The organism is Prochlorococcus marinus str. AS9601, from assembly GCF_000015645.1.
Taxonomy (GTDB): domain Bacteria; phylum Cyanobacteriota; class Cyanobacteriia; order PCC-6307; family Cyanobiaceae; genus Prochlorococcus_A; species Prochlorococcus_A marinus_O.
The window spans coordinates 295,777-315,006 of sequence record NC_008816.1; the positions used below are offsets into that span (position 1 = coordinate 295,777).

Annotated in this window: 24 protein-coding genes and 1 tRNA gene; 11 read left to right on the plus strand and 14 right to left on the minus strand. The window is 32.8% G+C overall.

What is annotated here, in order from left to right:
- The first annotated feature begins 44 nt into the window (after positions 1-44).
- From psbE to A9601_RS10700, 4 genes are read left to right on the plus strand one after another with little or no spacing between them, the layout of a single operon-like run.
- Complete coding sequence (gene psbE / locus A9601_RS10690) at positions 45-293, plus strand: cytochrome b559 subunit alpha (RefSeq protein ID WP_002806020.1); 249 nt, start codon at positions 45-47, stop codon at positions 291-293.
- A 2-nt stretch (positions 294-295) separates the two neighbouring features.
- Positions 296-442, plus strand: coding sequence for a cytochrome b559 subunit beta (gene psbF, locus A9601_RS10695; protein WP_011375863.1), 147 nt, complete (start codon positions 296-298; stop codon positions 440-442).
- 11 nt (positions 443-453) lie between these two features.
- Positions 454-573 (plus strand): photosystem II reaction center protein L, encoded by a 120-nt coding sequence (locus A9601_RS18270; protein ID WP_002806119.1) that lies wholly within the window; start codon positions 454-456, stop codon positions 571-573.
- Between the two features lie 9 nt (positions 574-582).
- Complete coding sequence (locus A9601_RS10700; protein ID WP_011375864.1) at positions 583-780, plus strand: photosystem II reaction center protein J; 198 nt, start codon at positions 583-585, stop codon at positions 778-780.
- Positions 781-823: 43 nt separating this feature from the next.
- Here A9601_RS10700 and mtnP read toward each other — a convergent pair whose 3' ends face one another.
- Positions 824-1,717, minus strand: a complete 894-nt coding sequence (gene mtnP / locus A9601_RS10705) for an S-methyl-5'-thioadenosine phosphorylase (protein WP_011817789.1) — start codon at positions 1,715-1,717, stop codon at positions 824-826.
- Positions 1,718-1,727: 10 nt separating this feature from the next.
- Between mtnP and selD the strand changes: the two genes are divergently transcribed.
- Entirely contained in the window at positions 1,728-3,899 is a 2,172-nt protein-coding gene (selD, locus tag A9601_RS10710) for a selenide, water dikinase SelD (RefSeq protein ID WP_011817790.1), read from the plus strand.
- Here selD and A9601_RS10715 read toward each other — a convergent pair whose 3' ends face one another.
- Genes A9601_RS10715 through A9601_RS10725 form a run of 3 tightly spaced genes read right to left on the minus strand, consistent with a single transcriptional unit; the run spans position 3,900 to position 7,790 of the window.
- Entirely contained in the window at positions 3,900-5,147 is a 1,248-nt protein-coding gene (locus tag A9601_RS10715; RefSeq protein WP_011817791.1) for a CCA tRNA nucleotidyltransferase, read from the minus strand.
- A 5-nt stretch (positions 5,148-5,152) separates the two neighbouring features.
- The gene (locus A9601_RS10720; RefSeq protein WP_011817792.1) at positions 5,153-7,561 is read right to left on the minus strand and encodes a UvrD-helicase domain-containing protein; all 2,409 of its coding nucleotides are present in this window, start codon (positions 7,559-7,561) and stop codon (positions 5,153-5,155) included.
- Positions 7,562-7,583: 22 nt separating this feature from the next.
- Entirely contained in the window at positions 7,584-7,790 is a 207-nt protein-coding gene (locus A9601_RS10725) for a hypothetical protein (protein ID WP_011817793.1), read from the minus strand.
- Between the two features lie 178 nt (positions 7,791-7,968).
- On the opposite strand from A9601_RS10725, the gene A9601_RS10730 reads away from it, so the two are divergent.
- Positions 7,969-8,481 (plus strand): phycobilisome protein, encoded by a 513-nt coding sequence (locus A9601_RS10730; RefSeq protein WP_011817794.1) that lies wholly within the window; start codon positions 7,969-7,971, stop codon positions 8,479-8,481.
- Here A9601_RS10730 and A9601_RS10735 read toward each other — a convergent pair.
- From A9601_RS10735 to A9601_RS10745, 3 genes are all read right to left on the minus strand, one after another.
- Entirely contained in the window at positions 8,465-9,016 is a 552-nt protein-coding gene (locus tag A9601_RS10735; RefSeq protein WP_011817795.1) for a phycobiliprotein lyase, read from the minus strand. The two genes, A9601_RS10730 and A9601_RS10735, sit on opposite strands and share 17 nt — an antisense overlap.
- A complete protein-coding gene (locus A9601_RS10740) occupies positions 8,991-9,170 on the minus strand; it encodes a hypothetical protein (protein ID WP_011375871.1) in 180 nt (59 codons plus the stop codon). The genes A9601_RS10735 and A9601_RS10740 overlap by 26 nt, the downstream gene beginning before the upstream one ends.
- A 116-nt stretch (positions 9,171-9,286) precedes the next feature.
- A complete protein-coding gene (locus tag A9601_RS10745; RefSeq protein WP_011817796.1) occupies positions 9,287-9,922 on the minus strand; it encodes a TVP38/TMEM64 family protein in 636 nt (211 codons plus the stop codon).
- Positions 9,923-10,069: 147 nt separating this feature from the next.
- Here A9601_RS10745 and A9601_RS10750 point away from each other — a divergent pair, with 147 nt between their 5' ends.
- Entirely contained in the window at positions 10,070-10,489 is a 420-nt protein-coding gene (locus tag A9601_RS10750; RefSeq protein WP_011817797.1) for a hypothetical protein, read from the plus strand.
- A gap of 87 nt (positions 10,490-10,576) precedes the next feature.
- On the opposite strand, the gene A9601_RS10755 is transcribed toward A9601_RS10750, so the two are convergent.
- From A9601_RS10755 to psbB, 7 genes are all read right to left on the minus strand, one after another.
- Positions 10,577-10,649 (minus strand) — tRNA-Phe (locus tag A9601_RS10755).
- 92 nt (positions 10,650-10,741) lie between these two features.
- Complete coding sequence (locus A9601_RS10760; protein WP_011817798.1) at positions 10,742-11,971, minus strand: FGGY-family carbohydrate kinase; 1,230 nt, start codon at positions 11,969-11,971, stop codon at positions 10,742-10,744.
- A gap of 13 nt (positions 11,972-11,984) precedes the next feature.
- Positions 11,985-13,226 (minus strand): methionine adenosyltransferase, encoded by a 1,242-nt coding sequence (gene metK, locus A9601_RS10765; protein ID WP_011817799.1) that lies wholly within the window; start codon positions 13,224-13,226, stop codon positions 11,985-11,987.
- 137 nt (positions 13,227-13,363) lie between these two features.
- Positions 13,364-14,455, minus strand: coding sequence for a 30S ribosomal protein S1 (locus A9601_RS10770; RefSeq protein ID WP_011817800.1), 1,092 nt, complete (start codon positions 14,453-14,455; stop codon positions 13,364-13,366).
- 109 nt (positions 14,456-14,564) lie between these two features.
- A complete protein-coding gene (gene nrdR, locus A9601_RS10775) occupies positions 14,565-15,044 on the minus strand; it encodes a transcriptional regulator NrdR (RefSeq protein ID WP_011817801.1) in 480 nt (159 codons plus the stop codon).
- 92 nt (positions 15,045-15,136) lie between these two features.
- Positions 15,137-15,235, minus strand: coding sequence for a photosystem II reaction center protein T (locus A9601_RS18275; RefSeq protein ID WP_011131951.1), 99 nt, complete (start codon positions 15,233-15,235; stop codon positions 15,137-15,139).
- Between the two features lie 23 nt (positions 15,236-15,258).
- Positions 15,259-16,782: a photosystem II chlorophyll-binding protein CP47 gene (gene psbB, locus A9601_RS10780; RefSeq protein ID WP_011817802.1), complete on the minus strand. Its 1,524-nt coding sequence runs from the start codon at positions 16,780-16,782 to the stop codon at positions 15,259-15,261.
- Between the two features lie 222 nt (positions 16,783-17,004).
- Here psbB and A9601_RS10785 point away from each other — a divergent pair, with 222 nt between their 5' ends.
- From A9601_RS10785 to A9601_RS10800, 4 genes are all read left to right on the plus strand, one after another.
- Positions 17,005-17,367 carry a 2Fe-2S iron-sulfur cluster-binding protein gene (locus A9601_RS10785; protein WP_011817803.1) on the plus strand — a complete coding sequence of 121 codons (363 nt, stop codon included), beginning with the start codon at positions 17,005-17,007 and terminating at the stop codon, positions 17,365-17,367.
- 105 nt (positions 17,368-17,472) lie between these two features.
- Positions 17,473-17,625, plus strand: coding sequence for a photosystem II reaction center protein PsbM (gene psbM, locus A9601_RS10790; RefSeq protein ID WP_011817804.1), 153 nt, complete (start codon positions 17,473-17,475; stop codon positions 17,623-17,625).
- A gap of 11 nt (positions 17,626-17,636) precedes the next feature.
- Positions 17,637-18,506 carry a peptide chain release factor N(5)-glutamine methyltransferase gene (prmC, locus tag A9601_RS10795; RefSeq protein ID WP_011817805.1) on the plus strand — a complete coding sequence of 290 codons (870 nt, stop codon included), beginning with the start codon at positions 17,637-17,639 and terminating at the stop codon, positions 18,504-18,506.
- Between the two features lie 23 nt (positions 18,507-18,529).
- Positions 18,530-19,111, plus strand: coding sequence for an L-threonylcarbamoyladenylate synthase (locus A9601_RS10800; RefSeq protein ID WP_011817806.1), 582 nt, complete (start codon positions 18,530-18,532; stop codon positions 19,109-19,111).
- Positions 19,112-19,230: the final 119 nt, after the last annotated feature.

Here is a 19,230-nt window from a genome sequence, read left to right on the forward strand (position 1 = left end):
TTATGATTTTACACTGTAAGATCATAGGGTAAACATTTGTGATTATGGCCGCAGGTTCAACGGGTGAACGCCCATTTTTTGAAATAATCACCAGTATTAGATACTGGATTATTCATGCAGTAACATTACCAGCTATCTTTATAGCAGGCTTCTTATTTGTATATACAGGCTTAGCTTACGATGCTTTCGGAACTCCTCGTCCAGACAGTTATTTCCAATCATCTGAATCTAAAGCACCTGTCGTAACACAAAGATATGAAGCTAAATCTCAACTAGATTTAAGAACAAAATAACAATGACTAATTCTCAAGCTCCAATGCAGGCTGCTGAAGTCCGCGTTTATCCTATATTTACTGTCCGTTGGCTAGCAGTTCACGCTCTAGCTATTCCATCAGTATTCTTTTTAGGTTCTATTGCTGCTATGCAATTCGTAGCCCGATAAATTTAACTATCATGCAAGTAAACGAAAATCCTAACAAAGTTCCAGTTGAACTTAATCGTACAAGCCTTTATTTAGGCTTATTATCAGTCTTTGTATTGGGAATTTTATTTTCCAGTTACTTTTTCAATTAAATTAAAATCATGAGTAAATTAAAAGGACCTGATGGAAGAATTCCAGATAGACTTCCCGACGGTAGACCAGCAGTTGCATGGGAAAGAAGATGGACTGAAGGAACTCTTCCTTTATGGCTTGTTGCTACAGCAGGTGGAATTGCAGTTATCTTCGTTTTAGGAATATTCTTCTATGGTTCATACCAAGGAGTTGGGGCTGGAGGCTAACAATTCCTTACTTTGACCTGATAATCACTTATATCAAATAAGCCTAATAAGAATCAGTAAATATCCTTAGTTTCTCTTCTGTGGAGCTTGGGATATTTTCTTTTTTGGTGATTAATCCATCTTTTAATGAAAAATGAGACTTACTTTTTGGCCTTTCTTTTTCAATTAATTTGGCTACTTCAAATATTATTTTATTAGCTACTTCAGTATTTGATCTAAGATTATCCAAAACCATCTCTACAGAAACTTCTTGATGAGTTTGATGCCAGCAATCATAATCGGTAACCATAGATAAAGAGGAGTAAGCTATTTCAGCTTCTTTAGCTAATCTTGCTTCTGTGTGGTTCGTCATTCCAATTATTGAACATCCCCAACTCCTATATAAATTAGATTCTGCTCTAGTTGAGAAAGCGGGACCTTCCATTGCTAGATAGGTACCCCCTCTATGCAATTGTCTACCGCCAGGAATATTTTTTTCTCCGATTTCACTTAAAATACGTGATAAATTTGTGCAGAAGGGATCTCCCATAGTTACGTGAGCAACAGCTCCCTCGTTAAAGAAGGTTGCAGGTCTATTTTTTGTCCGGTCTATAAATTGATCTGGAACCACTATATCGAGTGGCCTTATCTGTTCTTGTAATGAACCAACTGCTGATGGAGCAATAATCCACCTTACTCCTATTGATCTTAGAGCCCAAATATTTGCTTTGTAAGGGATTTCAGAAGGATTTAAACTATGCGTTCTGCCATGTCTAGGAATAAAAGCTATCTCTAAGTTTCCAAGATTATATACTTTTATTGAATCAGAAGGTTTACCATAGGGAGTATTGATTTCTAGTTCTCTTGAGTACTCTATTTGATCCATTGAATAAAATCCACTTCCACCAATCACTCCTAATCTTGATTTTTCAATTGGTAATAAATGTTCTTTATTCATAGTGATGTAAATGACTTTTAATCATCTGGTACTAATTGGAGGAGGGCACTCAAATGTTTCTTTATTGAAGAAATGGTTAATGTTTCCGAAATTAATGCCAGAAATTCCTGTTTCAATTATATCTAGAGATTCTCATTTAGTTTACTCGGCTTTATTCCCATCGGTAATTTCAAAATCAATCACATTAGAAGAGAGTTTAATTGATATAAAATCTTTAGCAAAAAATGCAAAAGTATCTTTTATAGAAGAAGAAGTAAAGGATATTGATTTCAATTTAAAGAAAATTGTTTTAAGTAATAGACCTTCAGTTAATTATTCGAAGTTGGTGCTTAATTATGGAAGTCAAACAATAATTCCAAAAGAATTTGAATCACAAGTTAAAAATCGAAATGCTTTTTCAATTAAACCTTTTTTAAGTGCTTATGACTCAATACTTAAAGAGGACATTTTTGATTCAGTTAATGAACTTCCATTTGTAATTGTTGGGAGTGGACTCGCTGCAATTGAAGTATCATATGCTTTGAGAAAAAGATGGGGAGATAGACCTTTAAAACTATTATGTGATTCAAGAAAAATTAATAATAAAATCCTAAAAAGTTTACGGAATTCCAATATTGAATTAGTTGAAAAACTTCATTTTGATTATGGTAAGCTTCTTTTATGCACTGGAAATACGTCTCCGTTATGGGTACAAAAAAAATTATTAGATTCGGATTCTCATAGCAGAATAATTACAAATCAGAATTTGCAGATAAAAAGTTTCTCTGGAATCTTTGCTGTCGGTGATTGTGCAGTTGTAGGTTCAGCAAAAAGACCAGCATCGGGAGTTTTTGCAGTAAAAGTTGTAAATACATTAGTACAAAATCTAAAAAAAGATGTAGAAGGTAGATCATTAAAAAAGTGGTTTCCTCAAAAGATCGGATTGCAAATACTAAATATATTTCCAAGCCATCATCCAAAGGCTTTTGCAATTTATCACAATTTTGTTTTCGGCCCTTCTTTTATTTTTTGGATTTTAAAGCAAAAAATTGATATCAACTTTATTAAAAAGTTCAGATCAAAAAGGCTAATTATGAAAAGTAGTGAAAAAAGTATCTCAATTAATGATTGCAGAGGATGTGCAGCTAAAATTCCTCAATTTGTTTTGAACAAATCATTAATAAATTCTAATTTAAATTCTTTTGCCTCATCACCTGAAGATTCAGTTGAGATATATAAAAATGGTCAAGATATTATATTGCAAAGTGTAGATGGATTTCCTGCTTTGGTAAGTGATCCTTGGCTTAATGCAAAAATTACTACTTTGCATGCTTGCTCAGATTTGTGGGCATGTGGAGCAAAACTTTCATCAGCGCAGGCTTTAATTTCATTACCAAAAGTTGAAAGGGAATTTCAGAGTTACCTCTTTACTCAATCACTTCAAGGTATTAAATCAACAGTTGAAGATCATGGAGGCGAACTACTTGGAGGCCATACTTTCGAGGCAAGAAGTTTTGTAAATAAACCTTATTCATTAGGAATAGATATTTCTTTAACAGTTCAAGGTATTTTAAAAAATGGAGCAAAACCATGGCTTAAATCTGGAATGAATATTGGAGATATTCTCATGATGTCTAGACCTCTAGGCGTTGGGATCTACTTTGCCGGTCAAATGCAAAATATTAATATGCTAGGTAGTTCTTCTGAAGTAATTAATAATTTAGTAAAGAGTCAGCAATATTTGATTGATGAAATTTATCTTTTTCAAAATGAATTTAAAGAATCATTAGTAAATGCTGCCACTGACATTACTGGATATGGATTTATTGGACATCTTAAAGAAATGGTTGAATCATCTAATTTATATCGGCAAAGTAATAATCTTGAGCCAATAAAAGTTTTATTAGATTTATTTGCATTTAAAGCTTATCCTGGAGTATTTGATCTAATAAGAAAAGATGTTAAAAGTACTTTCTTTGAATCTAATAGAGAAATATTTGACAAAATTTATAAAGTAAATAATCAAAAAAGAATAATTAATTTTTTAAACGAAAAGTCATTAGATAAAAAGACTTTTAACGAGAGAATATCACTATTATTAGATCCTCAAACATGTGGCCCCTTGTTGATTAGTTGCAACCGTAAATATGAAAATGTTCTAAAGGATAAATGGTACAAGGTTGGAGAGGTTGTAAAAATGTAATTAATTTCTATTTAATTTGTCAATTTCTAAATATCTTAATCTTTTGATTTCCTTTCCCATCTCCTTCCCTGGTTCCCATCCCTCTTTTTTTAATGTTTCTCCATCTTTTTTTGATTTTATGAATTTGTAAATAAATAACCACTTAAACAATTTACGCCAGTATGGTCCTCCATCACAAATTAATAATTTGACTGTCTCATCATTAAGGTTTCTGTCCTCAATAAATTCTGTCCAACTTGATGGAGAAAAATGATTGAAATCTTTTTGGTTTTTATTTAATATCTTTTTGATATTTAAATAATCTTCTAATATTTTTATCTCACTATTATTCACTAAAAATCTTTGACATCCTTTTTCTAAATCTTCTGAATCTTTTAATAAGTAAAGCATATGATTTCCCTTTAACTTCTTAATCCAATTTAGTCCTCTTAAAAACCGTTTATCGACTTTAATATTTTCATTTAAGATTGAGATAACTTCCCATTTATTAATTATCGAAATTACATTAGTCAAATTATCGTGTTTGCATATTTCAGCTAGTTCCATCCTTATTCGCATGCCTATTGCAGGAGGGTAAATCATTTTCTGATGAGTTTCTGAACTTTTCCATGGCCATTGTCTAACTGTTTCTTGAGATTGTTTCAGGGTATCATTTGAAATATTGAAATCTAACCTTGAGGCATATTTTGCACATCTAATTAATCTACTTGGATCATCTGAAATACTATTACTGTGAAGTAAGTTCAATGTTTTACTTTTTATATCAGAAATTCCTCCATAAAGATCATAGATTTCCCTTTTCGAGACCTCGAAGGCTATTGAATTTATAGAGAAATCTCTCCTCTTAAGATCCTCCTCGATAGTACTTTTATTTACTGTGGGATTTAAGCCTGGAGCAGAATAAATTTCTTTTCTTGCAGAAGCAATATCAATTTTATAGTCATTAATATTTATTTCTACAGTGTTGTATAAATTAAATTCTTTGATCAAACATAAATCTACATTTACAATGTTTTTTTTTATAAATTTTGCAAGAGCAATAGAGGATCCTTCAATAACAAGATCAATATCTACAGGTTCAGAAAACGATTTTTTGTGGAATTTACTAATTAACAAATCTCTTAAATAACCGCCAACAAAAGCCACTTTAGTATTGTTATTAGATTCTATGTATTTAGTAATAAGGTTATATAGATTAAATGGAGTTTTGATTAATTCTCCTTGGATGTAATCAGAGATATCGTTCATGATTTTTAACTTACATAACGAATTGGAGCTAATCTGGGATCTAGAATTTTACTTCCTTTATCACCAAATTTTACTGCTAAAGATATTTTTTCCCCACTCCCAAAAATATGTATTATTTCACCTTTCCCAAATTTTGTGTGAATTAGCTTATCTCCAACTATCCAGCTTTTCCCTTTACTTGGCCCTGAATATAATTTCCTTACTGCATTTATTGGTTTGTTAACAAATTCATTTGGATTGTTCCGATCAACTCTTGTTAAGCGATCAAGATGCAAATCTCTTCTAATTGAAGCACCACCAGTTTGTGGTAATTCGCCATCCATTAAATCTTCGGGTATCTCCGAAAGAAATATTGAAGGTATTGTTGCTTCACGCATTCCACCCCATAATCTTCTTTCTCTGGCATGACTTAAGAAAACTCTTTCTTTAGCTCTAGTAATACCTACATAGCATAATCTTCTTTCCTCTTCAAGAAGTGAGGGAGTATCTATTGATCTATGGCTAGGGAAGAGACCTTGTTCTAGCCCAGTGATAAAAACATTTTGAAATTCTAAACCTTTACTATTATGCAGAGTCATGAGAGTTACAGAGTTAGGATTATTTTTCTTCGTATCATTATCAGTTGTTAAGGCTGCTGTAGAAAGAAATCCCTCTACATCTCCACTTTCTGTTTCTTCTTCATATTGAGTAGCTGCATTAATTAGTTCTTGTAAGTTATTTCTTCTATCTTCAGATTCTTCAGACCCATTAGAGAGCAAGTCACTTAAATAACCACTTTTTTCTAATATAAGTTGTAGTAGTTGAGCTGGACCAGAATTTTCAAGGTAACACAGTAGATCATTCATAACTGCAGTAAATTTATTAATTCCTTTTGATGATCGGCCTATTGTTTCTTCAAGACTTTGCTTATCATTAAGAACCTCCCATAATGGGATATTTAACCTATTAGATAGTTCATTAAGTTTTTGAATAGTAGTCTTACCAATCCCTCTTCTAGGAACATTAATGATTCGTAAAAGACTAACGTTATCTGAAGAATTAACCAGAACTTTCAAATATGCTATTGCATCTTTAATTTCTCTTCGATCATAAAAACGTAATCCTCCAAAAATTGTATAAGGAATGCGCCACCTTACAAGAGATTCTTCTAATACTCTCGACTGAGCTCTGGTTCGATATAAAATTGCAAAATTTTTCCAAATTGGGTTTTGATTATAGTTATTGAGTGATTTTATTTTATTGGTAATTGCTTCTGCCTCGGAAATTTCATCATCACAGCTGAGTAACGTTAAAAGTTCCCCCTTTTCTTTAGTAGCCTTTAAAACTTTGTCAATTCTTTCAGAGTTGTTTTCAATTAGTGAGTTTGCAGCATCAAGTATATTGGAAGATGACCTATAATTTTCTTCCAATTTAATTAAAGATGATTTTGTATCGTCATTGATAGAAGTCTTAAAATCTTCTTGAAAACCAATTAAAATTCTGAAGTCAGCTGCTCTGAAACTATAAATACTTTGATCAGCATCTCCAACTACAAAAATTGACCGATCTTCCCAATTGAAGAATTTTTTTGGTTCAGTATTTCCAGCCGTAATTAATTTTATAAGTTCATATTGTGTTCTATTTGTGTCTTGATATTCGTCAACTAAAATATGTTTAAATCTTTTGTGCCAGTAATCTCTGACTATATCATTTTGCCTCAATAAGAAAACAGGCAAAAGTAAAAGATCATCAAAATCTAAAGAATTATTTTTTGAGAGCGATATTCTATATCTCTTGTAGGCTTCTGCAACTGTTTTATCAAAATTATTATCTGCTTTTTCTAAAAGATCATTAGAAGTTAAGCATTGATTTTTAGCATTACTTATTAATCTTTTAATCTTTTTGGGATCATATCTTTTTGGATCAAGATTCATATCTTGACTGATAATTTCTTTTACTAATGTTTGAGAATCTGTTTCATCGTAAATTGAAAATTGCCTTGTCCATTTTAGGCCTTCTGGATCAGTATATTTTTCAATATCGTATCTCAGAAGTCTTGAAAATAAAGAATGGAAGGTACCGATCCAAAGGTTCTGAAGCCTGTCTTTGTGAACGTTTGTTCTTAATTGATTTTGATCAATTTCTTTGAGAGTTGTCCAAGGCTGGCCAAATTGATTAAAAGCTAGTTCTTGGGCCAGAAGAACCTCTAATCTAGCTTTCATTTCTTTAGCAGCTTTGTTAGTGAAAGTTACTGCGAGAATGTTATAGGGATCTATAGAGTTACCTTCAATAAGGTTTGCAATTCTGTGAGTAAGTGCCTTAGTTTTTCCGCTACCTGCACCTGCTACAACTAATAGTGGTCCATAAACATGTTTTACTGCTTGAAGTTGTTGATTGTTTAGGGACTTAAAAAGGAAATTGTTGTTTTGAGGCACTTTTGGAAGGGTTTTTCAAAAATCAGACTTTACTACGAGATTCAGAATCCGTTTCTAGATCTTCTAAAGCTTTTTTTAAATTTATAAGTTCATTATTGTTATTAATTATTTCTTCAAATTTATTTTGTGGCATCTTTAATCTCATACTTCTGTCTAGAATTTCTTTTTCCAATCTTTTTTTATATGTAGAAATAAGTTTCTTTGATAATTTTAAATCCTGTTGATCCAAAACTTTATTAAAAATGTAGTCTTATATTAGCGAAAAAAAAATTTTTATTTGAATTATTTCAACTATCACTTTGGAATAAAGTTATTAATTAAGAAGCGTTGCGTTAAGTTTGAAATTATATTGTTTTTACTAGCTTTGTATTATTCTTAAGATCGATCTTTAAATTTTTACTTCAGGAATGTCAGTTTCAAAGGATAAACAACTATTGTCAGCCGATAAGAAATTAAATGATTTAAGCAATATAAAAGAATTTATTAATAGTGCAAACTCAAGATTAGATGCAATAACCTCAATAACCAATAATTCACATGCAATCGCAGCAGACGCTGTAACAGCAATGATTTGCGAAAATCAAGATTCACTTAATTCAAAAATATCTTTAAATACAACTAACAAGATGTCCGTTTGTTTAAGAGATGGAGAAATAATCCTAAGGATTGTTGCTTATCTTTTGATTTCTAATGACGAATCAGTTTTAGAAAAAAGTTGTTTGATGGATCTTAAAAATACTTATCTTGCTCTTGGTGTACCTTTAAGAAATGCAAGAAGGGTTTTTGAATTAATGCGAGATGCAACTATCTCTGATTTGAATTCAACAGTTAAAAAAATGCATGGAGACAAAGGCTTTCTTCCTAAATTAATATCTGAAACAGAGTTTCAATTTGAAAGGATAATTAATCTTTTAAACTAGTTAAATTCCTTATCTCTGAAGTATGTGACGTTTGTATTACTGAGTTATTTTCTAGATTTCGAATGGTAGAAAATCTGGATCTTACATGAGTGGACAAAAAGGAAATTCTTTCTTCGGAAACTGTTGATTTATAAATAGTTTTAATGTGTAAATTATTTTGTTCATCAACAAAATAATTGGATGATGAAATAAAGGATTCTGTATAACCTTTATTTCTTAAAACAATTCCTGAATTTTCATCTTTGGGTAAAAAAATCAGAATAGTTTCATCTCCCTCACGGATATCATGATTGTCCCAATCGCTAATAGCTTGCCAGTTTATAGAAATGGCTATGCTCTCTAGGTTTAAACTAAATTTATAATTTTTAAAAATTTCAACGACTTTTTTATTTTTTTTGTTGATATGTTTTATATATATTTTACTAGTTGAGTTTTCAAATTCCTGAAAAGCTAAAGTGTGCGTACTTCTAATAGATTTCCACTCTCCTATACTTTTATCAATGAATTGATTAATTATTGTTAGATTCTTCGTCAAGTTTATCTTCTACGGAATGATTTTCTGCTTTTTGTATCATTCTTACCATTGAATCCACCATTAATCTCTTTGCAGAAGTTACTTTTAATCCAGAAGGAGTAGTTGATATTTGTTCTCCAGGGCGATCATATGAAGTTGGTCTAAATGGAGTCATCTAATAACTTTAAAATTAATCGAACTCTATTCTTGCATGAATCATTATTTATATATTTATTGTTTGCGAAAATGTCATATCTTTCTTCTTTGCTTACAGAATTATCAACTGTTTTGTTATTTAGGCATTTTATTTTTTGCCAATCCTGAAATAGTCGCTAAAGCAAACATTCCCAATAGAGCAATTCCAAGAAATAATCCTGCTCCCTGACTAACTCCAGCTCCTACTGCGACAAGTATAGAGTCACTGATTAGGAGACTTATTAATAATGCAGGAGTAAATATTTTCCAGCGAGTTCCTCCAATACCAATTGCGTAGCTTAGAAAATCAAAAAGGCCAGTCATTAGAAGACCTGTCATAAGAAAGAAATTTTCTTCTAGCTGGTTTTGATTAAAACTTTCAATCTTTTTCATTGCTTTCTGGCCTACTAAATTACGTACAGGAACCCGACCATAATTTCTTGCAATAAAGAAAGCAGCTTGGCAAAAAACAATATCAGAGAAGATTATTGTCATGTAACCTCTTTGAAATCCTAGTAATGAACCAGCTAGCAGAGAATAAGCTGAACTTGGAAGAGCGGGCAAAATAATACTTACTCCTCTAAGTATGAATATTCCAAAAGGTGCCCAAATTCCCATACTTTCTATTTTGTTTCTAAGAGGTTCAATTCCATAATTTTGGATTAAGTAAATTAAAACAACGAATATTGCTATAAAAAAAACTACTGAGAGAAATTTTTGTATTTTATTCATTATCTTTCTAATTAACTTATTGGAAGTAAATTTTGAATTTAATATTTGATTGTATCTATAATAGAAATACTAATCAATAAAAATTTTTACAAATTTTTAATCTTATATTTACTCTAGAATAAAGATTTTTGTATTTAACAAGTATTCATGGTTGATTCTAAGAATAAAGTTAGTTCAATATTTATTAGAAATAGCATTGGTTTAGTTCTGTCAATAATCGTTTCTATTTGTATTTTTATAAAACAAGCAAATGCTTTGCCTCATGAATGGGTTGGAGTCCCTAAAAGTGAATATGGAGAACAGTTGTGGGATAGGCAAAGTATTAAAAGGAATGAGGATGGTTCTGTGAGAGTATTGAGTAAATATATTCCCAAAACAAAAAGTGAAATTACTAAGGATATTCTCTATACAATGGATATAAATTGTTTTGAAAAATCATTTAGAGACGTTGATGTCTCTATAGATGAAGTAAATAGTAATTTTAATGATTTAGCTGATTGGCAAGATCCTAATGGAGATGAATTGATTTTGGGTGTTATTGGTCAAGTCTGCAGAGTAGAAAACTAACAAATCTTAAATTCTAGAAACAAAATAAAAAGTAAGATTCTACTTTTTAGAAAATATAAAACCCCTTCATAGAAGAGGTTTTAAAGGTGCCAGGACCCAGATTTGAACTGGGGACACGGCGATTTTCAGTCGCCTGCTCTACCAACTGAGCTATCCCGGCTCTAACCTATATACTTTAAATTAAGATGTGTAGTTTGTGAAACCCTTTTAATTAAAAATTTTATATCTTCATCAAATATCTAAAAAAAACTTTTATTTTGAGTTCATCGCTAACAAGGCTGTACCAAATGAAGTAGTTTTTTTACATGAAACTATTGGTATATTGACAATATTTTCTCTTATTTTTCTCCACTGAGGGTTTTTTGAACCTCCACCAATAGTAATAATTTTTTTTGGTAGTGAACCTGTTAGTTCGCCTAGCTTTTCCCAACCTTTCAATTCGATCTTTGCTAGACCCTCGAATAATGCATGTAAATAAAGAGAGTCGCTTACTGGCCTTGGATCAAGTATCGGCTTTAAATTAGAATCATTAACAGGAAATCTTTCTCCTTTACTATTAAGAGGTAAAAGATTTAAAGAGGTGTTTTTTGATGGATTTATTTGTCTACTGAGCTCTTTTATTTCTAAATCAGAGAAAAACTGAGACAATATACCACAGCCTGCGTTTGATGCTCCTCCACATATCCAATTGCCGTTTACTCTATGGTTTGTAATTCCTTGTTTTTTTATAGGATTATCAATAATTTTCTTAACTACAATAGTTGTTCCTAAAACTGTGAGACCATTTTCTTTGTCTAAACCTGCAGCTATTACACTTGCATTAGAGTCAGTAGTGCCTGAGATTAATATTAATTTCTTATTCAAGTTAAATCTCTCTGCTAAATCAAAATTCACTTGTCCAATAATTTTCCCACTTTTTATTATTTGAGGCAGGCATTTTCTCCATGAAGTATTGAGATAGCTTTTTGGCCATGATTCTTTTTTCAGATCCCAACCAAGTTTTAGATTATTACCTTCTTCTCCATAAGTCCAATCTTTTAAAAACCAACCAGTGATCCAATCAGATTGATGTCTTAAAAGTATATTTGTCCCATATTTATCTATTAGTTTTAATGCTTTAGCAAGACTACTGTATGGAGTTCGCAGATGATCCTCTTCAGAAGTTAATGAATCAAGAAGGACCTTATGTTCATTACATGCTTGGTCATAAGATATTGCTTCTCCTATTGGCTCTCCTCGTAAATTTGATGCTGTTAAAGTTCCTGATGTGCCAGATATAGCCAATTTTTGAAGGTTACTTTTTAACTCAATAGGTAAACACCCTAAGAGTTTTTCACAAGACTTGATCCAAGAATTTGGACTTTTAAAGCTGCATGAATAAGGGACTGAATTGGAATATATTAATTTTTTATGAAGATTAATTATTGATATTCTTGCACCACTGGTTCCAAAATCTAACCCTCCATAAAAATTATCAGGCATAGAATAAATATTTTTATAAAAATACTTTGGAAGCCTCTGCTAATTGGGCTGCTTTTTCTTCTACCTTTTCCCAAGGAAGATCTAAATCTCTTCTGCCAAAATGTCCATAGGATGCAGTCTTTCTGAAAAATGTACCACCCATTTTTTGGGGTAGATTTCTTAGATCAAATTCTTTTATAATTGCTGCTGGTCTTAAATCAAAGTACTTATTAATGAGCTCAGTCAAATTAGCTTGTGAAATAACGCCAGTATCAAAAGTTTCAACAAGAATGGAAATCGGTTTTGCAACTCCAATTGCATAACTTAATTGTACTTCTGCCTTTTTTGCTAATTTTGCCTTAACTATACTTTTTGCTACGTAACGTGCTGCATAAGCAGCTGATCTATCCACTTTTGTGGGATCTTTACCCGAAAATGCCCCTCCTCCGTGTCTTGCGTAACCCCCATAAGTATCTACTATAATTTTTCTTCCAGTAAGTCCCGCATCACCTTGAGGCCCCCCTACGACAAATTTGCCCGTGGGATTGACTAGAAATCTTGTTGTCTGAATGTTTGGTTTGATTTCTAAATCCTCAGTAGCAGGGAGTACAACATTCTTCCATAAATCTTCTTTTATTCTTTGACGAATTTCTTCTTCATTTGTAATACCATCTATCTCAGGATTATGTTGAGTTGAAATTAAAATGGTATTAATCGATAGTGGCACTCCATTTTTATAATCAATACTTACTTGAGTTTTACCATCAGGGAGTAGATAATTAAGCATGTTTTCGTGCCTTACCTTAGAAAGTTGAATGGCTAATCTATGAGCCAAGCTAATTGGTAAGGGCATTAATTCAGGCGTCTCATCGCATGCATAGCCGAACATTATGCCTTGGTCGCCAGCACCGGTATTATCTTCCAAATCATCGTTAACATCATCTGCTTCGTTTACTCCTTGAGAAATATCTGGTGATTGCTCGTCAAGTGCTACTAAAACTGCACAACTATTTGCGTCAAAACCACCTGCTCTATAGCCCTCATATCCAATTTCTTTAATTACATTTCTAACAAGTTTGATATAATCGACTTTTGCTTTTGAAGTTATTTCTCCAGTAAGTAAACAAAGACCCGTATTTACAACAGTTTCGCATGCAACTCTGCTTTCTGGATCTTCTGTCAATAAAGCGTCTAAAACAGCGTCACTAATTTGATCACATATTTTGTCAGGATGACCTTCAGTTACTGATTCTGAAGTGAAAATGAAATCACTCATTTACAAATAATTTTGGAATTATGAAATATCCTAAATTAGATTATCGTTACAAATCAATTATTGTTAATTAAAAATAATTGTATAAGAATTAATGAGGCTTAAGTTCTGATATTCGTGCACAAAATATATAAGTGAAGTTATAGTGTTTCAGCTGAAGCTGTGGCGATCTCTTCGTTCTCGTCAGTCTGTTCGAATAACATTTGTTTATATTTAGCAGCCATTTCTTCAGCTTTACTAAAAACTTTTTGAGGGTCAGTTAGCATATCTCCTGGTTCAGGTTCAAGTGCTTTAGTAGATAATGAAATTCGTCCTCTTTCTGAATCAAGGTCAATTATCATCACTTTCATTTGGTCACTCACATTTAAAACATTATGCGGAGTTTCAATATGTTCATGACTAATCTCAGAAATATGCAATAGACCACTAACTCCACCAATATCAATAAAGGCCCCATAAGGTTTAATACCTTTTACAGAACCAACAACAACTTCGCCTACCTCGAGTCGGTTCATTTTTTTCTCAACCAAAGCTCTTCTATGGCTTAGTACTAATCTGTTTCTCTCTTCATCGACTTCAAGAAATTTTAAAGGTAAATATTCACCTTCTAAGTCATCTTTAATTCTTCGTGCACTTATGTGTGAGCCTGGGATAAAGCCTCTCAAGCCCTCCACTCTCACAAGAGCCCCACCTCTGTTTGTTGCAAAAACTTCAGAATATATAGTGGCATCTTCTTTTTGGAGTTGTCTAACCCTTTCCCATGCTCTTTGATATTCAATTCTTCTAATGGAGAGGGCTAACTGGCCATCTTCATTTTCTTCGCTCATTATGAAAAATTCTCTACTTTCTGAAGGTTGTAAAACATCATTAAGTCCTTCAACTCTATTTATTGAAACCTCCTGAACAGGCATAAAAGCAGCTGTTTTTGCCCCTATATCTATCATGGCCCCTTTGGGCTCTAGAGCAAAAACGGTACCTTTAACTAGATCGCCAGGCTTAAAGTTATAGTCATACTTACCCAAAAGTGATGCAAATTCTTCTTGAGTGAATCCTGCGTTGTCAAAATCCGTATTGGTTCTGCTAGAGGAAGAATCTGCTTGAGGTATATCGCTCTTCTCGAATGATAAATCTTCCTCATTTTGAGATGCTGAATTATTATCTAACTCAGACGAATTTTTAATTTCTTGATCCTCAGAAATTTCTTTAATGGTTTGGGAAGAATTTTCGTTCATTTGTTGTATCGCAGACTACCTAAGGTAGTTAGAAAGGAATGCTATTAGCCTGCACACTAAAAGCAAAATATATTTGTGATATGTATTCTACACTTTAAGATGCTGAATTTTATGAAATTGAAGCTAATTGGTTTTTTGAACTTCCTTTTAGAGATTCAAGAGTAGAAATAAAATCTTTTACCCCGTTAAATTTTCTGTAAACTGAGGCGTATCTTATATAGGCGACTTCGTTTTCTTTTCTAAGATTTTTAAGTATTAATTCCCCGATATGTGAAGATTTAATATCTTTATTAGAGTCTTGAACGATTTGTGATTCAATTCCATCTACGAAATTAATAATTTCTTCACTACTGAAGTTAGTCTTTTCGCATGCCCTTGATATGCCAGTAAATAATTTTTGCTTATCAAATAATTCTCTGCCACCGTCTTTCTTTAAAACTGAAACTGGCATTGTTTCCACTCTTTCATAAGTTGTGAATCTAAAGCTGCAATTTAAGCACTCTCTTCTTCTTCGAACACTTTTACCACTATCAGCAGATCTTGATTCCAAAACTCTGCTATCTGTGTTTTGACAGGTTGGACACTGCATGTGGTGAAAAAGTGTACTTTAACTCTAATAGTAGGGTAATTTTCTAATTATGAAAAGTAAAAAACCTCTTGTTAAAGAGGTTTTTACTTAGTTCATTTCCTATCAAATTTAGGCGGATCTCTAAAGGCGACAGCAAAGAACAAGGTTACAACTGCGAGAGTTAGAATAAGAACGTAAGCGAAAGCTTCCATAAGATTAAGTAATAAAGTTTAGTTTAAACCCTTCCAGGGATTCTTCTTGTGGTTTCGTCTCCAAGCTTTTTGAATAAACCAAATTCAACTTGGTCGCCAATTTCAGCATCAATACCAGCAAAGGAATTTCTGTAAAGAGTTCTTGAAGCGTGCCACCAGTGCCCAAACAAGAATAGCAATCCGAAACATAAATGTGCATATGTAAACCATGCTCTTGGAGAACTTCGGAATACACCGTCAGATTTATATGTCTCTCTGTCAAACTTGAATGCTTCTCCAAGTTGAGCCTTTCTTGCTAATCTTTTCACTACTGCAGGATCTGTAAATGTTTGTCCATCTAGGTCTCCTCCATAAATTGTTGCAGTAATACCAGTTTGCTCAAATGAGTACTTTGCTTCAGCTCTTCTAAATGGGATATCTGCCCTTACATTACCTTCTTTATCTTCAAGAATGACAGGGAAGTTTTCAAAGAAGTTAGGAATTCTTCTAACTTCTAATTCGTTACCTTCCTTATCTTGGAAAGCAATGTGACCTTGCCAACCAGTTGGTAAGCCATCACCATTAACAAGAGCTCCAACTCTGAATAGTCCCCCTTTAGCTGGACTATTACCGACATAATCGTAGAAGGCTAATTTTTCTGGTATAGATGCATATGCCTCTGATTTAGTTGCACCATCATCAATAGCAGCTTGCACTCTTCTGTTAATTTCAGTTTTGAAATAGCCTGAATCCCATTGATATCTAGTAGGACCAAAAAGCTCTATTGGGGTGGTTGCTGAACCGTACCACATTGTTCCGGAAACAACGAAAGAAACAAACAATACAGCAGCTAAAGCACTAGCAAGAACTCCTTCGAGACTTCCAAGTTTTAATGCTCTGTAAAGTCTTTCTCCAGGCCTGTTGGTAATGTGAAAAATACCTCCAATAATACCCATAAGTCCAGCTGCAATATGATTAGCCACAATACCTCCTGGATTAAAAGGATTAAATCCTTCAACTCCCCAGGAAGGTGCTACAGGTTCTACATGACCACTTAAACCATATGGATCAGAAACCCAAATCCCAACGTTTGCGCAATGAAAAGCTCCAAAACCAAAACATGTAAGGCCTGCTAAAAGAAGGTGAATTCCAAAAATTCTTGGTAAATCAAGAGCAGGCTCACCAGTTCTTGAATCTTCCCATAAATCTAGGTCCCAATATGTCCAGTGCCAAATAGATGCCAACATCAATAGGCCACTAAATACTATGTGTGCTGCCGCAACCCCTTCGAAACTCCAGAATCCAGGATCAACTCCAGTAGCACCAGTAATATCCCATCCATTCCAACTACTTGTGATACCTAGTCTTGCCATGAAAGGCATAACGTACATCCCCTGTCTCCACATTGGATTGAGAACAGCATCAGAAGGATCAAAAATGGCTAATTCATAAAGAGCCATTGAACCGGCCCAGCCGGCTAATAATGCAGTATGCATAAGATGCACAGCAAGTAGTCGACCTGGGTCATTAATAACTACTGTGTGAACTCGATACCAAGGCAATCCCATCGGTTAATTTCTAGTAACTATGCTGCATAAACAGCTAAACATCACGATAGTAAGGGTTTTTTAGTCTTTGAGGGATTTTTGTAAATAAATTTATTTTCTTGCAAAAATTGGGCAAATCCATTAGCAGAACATAGTTTACAAGAAATTTTTAGCTAAAAACTGTTAATATTTTGGTCACAATTCTCAAAGTAAAACGCCAAAATAAGAAAAATAACTAAAAAAATGGCAACTATCAGATTTATCCGTGAGGACTTAGAGGTTCAATGTAATCCTGGTGAAAATTTAAGAGAACTCGTAATGAAAGAGAATTTGCAGCTTTATGGACTAAAAGGTATTTTGGGAAATTGTGGAGGAGCTGGACAATGCAGTACTTGCTTTATTTCAGTTGAAGGTGGAAACAAAAATTCTTTAAGCCCTCTTACATCAGTTGAAGAAGAAAAACTCAAAAATAGACCAGAAAATTGGCGACTAGCATGCCAAACATTGATAAAGTCATCTGCAGTAATCTTAACAAAACCACAATCCCCTCCCTCAAATTTGGAAGAACTAAAAAAAATAAGTGAAAATAAAAAATTATCACGCTAAATTGTTTAAGACTGTTAATCAGTTTATAAAATTTGTTTATTTTTCCACTTTATTTCTAGTTATATGTCTATAGTCTTAATACCTAATTATAGAACTACCAACTAAATGGAAACAACTAACTTTGGATTCGTAGCTAGTCTTTTATTTGTAGGGGTGCCAACTATATTCCTCATTGGTTTATTTATCTCTACTCAAGATGGAGAAAAGTCAAGCTTCTACTCTGACTCTAGTAAAGGTAGACTTGGACCAAAACGCTGATGCTTTAATAAATGCTTTGCATTTCTGTAAAGGAATTTTTATTGTGGAAAAAAAAGCAACTTTCAAAAGGTGGTGATCAACAATCTTTTGAAGTTTTACTTGATTGTTTAGGCGATATTTCGACTAGAGATCTAAATTTGAAAATTTTAAATCCTAAGGGAAACTTACATTTAAAAAAAAACTTAGAATTTTTGGAGTCTGTTTGGGAAGATCATTTAATAAGATCTTGCCCAATTCAATACCTTTGCGGATTAACTTATTGGAGAGACTTAAAATTAAAAGTTACAAATAAAGTACTTATTCCCAGACCAGAGACAGAGCTCATAGTAGATATTGTCTTCAATATATTTAGAAGGAAGTCAGAGAAATTATTTTTTGCTGAATTAGGGACTGGATCAGGCGCTATAAGTATTGCGTTAGCATTGGCTTATCCATTTAGCAAAGGAGTGGCAACTGATGTAGATCAAGACGCATTAGAAATAGCTACAAAAAATTATATAAATTCTTCCAAACAATCAAATTTGAAATTTTATTGTGGAAATTGGTGGTCACCTCTTGAAAATTTTAAAGGAAAATTAGACCTTGCTATTTCAAACCCGCCATATATTCCTAAAGATACTTATGAAAAATTACCCAAAGAAGTTAAAAATTTCGAACCTAAAGTTGCTTTATTAGGCGGTGAAGATGGTTTAAAACACATTAGGGAAATAATACAAAAAGCACCAATATTTTTAAAAGAGAAGGGCTGGCTAATTTTAGAGAATCATTTTGATCAAGGCGAAAAAGTAAAACAACTTTTTATTAAAAATAAATTTACATCAATAGAAATTGTGAAAGATCTTTCAGGTATTGGTAGGTTTACCATTGGAAGATATAAATAAATTATTTCAAGTTCATAATCTAAATGGATTTAGTAGACTGCAAATCCGCTTTGAAGACTCTTAAAAGTGGTTTACCTATAATCTTCCCAACTGACACATTACCTGCGATTGGATGCTTGCCAAAATTTTCAAATATTATTTACGAGTTTAAAAAAAGGGATAGAGGCAAACCCTTAATTCTTATGGGGTCAGAACACAAACAATTAATTGATTATGTTCACGAATCAGCTAAAGAAGATTACGAAAATATAGCTTCAAAATATTGGCCTGGAGCTCTGACAATGGTTGTTCCTGCGTCAGAGAAGCAGACTACAATCCTTACAAGCAATGATCTTACCCTTGGGTTGAGGATTCCAAATTCATATATGGCTAAATCTCTCATGAGAGAAACAGGACCATTGTTAACTTCAAGTGCAAATATTTCAGGTTTTAAAGGATCTATTACAGTCGAAGGTATTGCTCTAGACTTCCCTTCTGTAAAAATTTTGGGTCCTATCCCATGGGAAAAAAGAAGTGGAAAAGCAAGTACTATAATATTTTGGAAGAAAAGTGGAGATTGGAGACTGATTAGAGAAGGAGAAGTATTAGTAAGGGAATTGCATTAATGTTTTTATTATTATTTTTTGTTTTATTGATTCAATTTTTTACTTATTGGATATTTGAACCCCTTGTATCTTTTTTAGAGTATGTTCTCGAAATAAGATTGATTCCTATTATTGCTCTG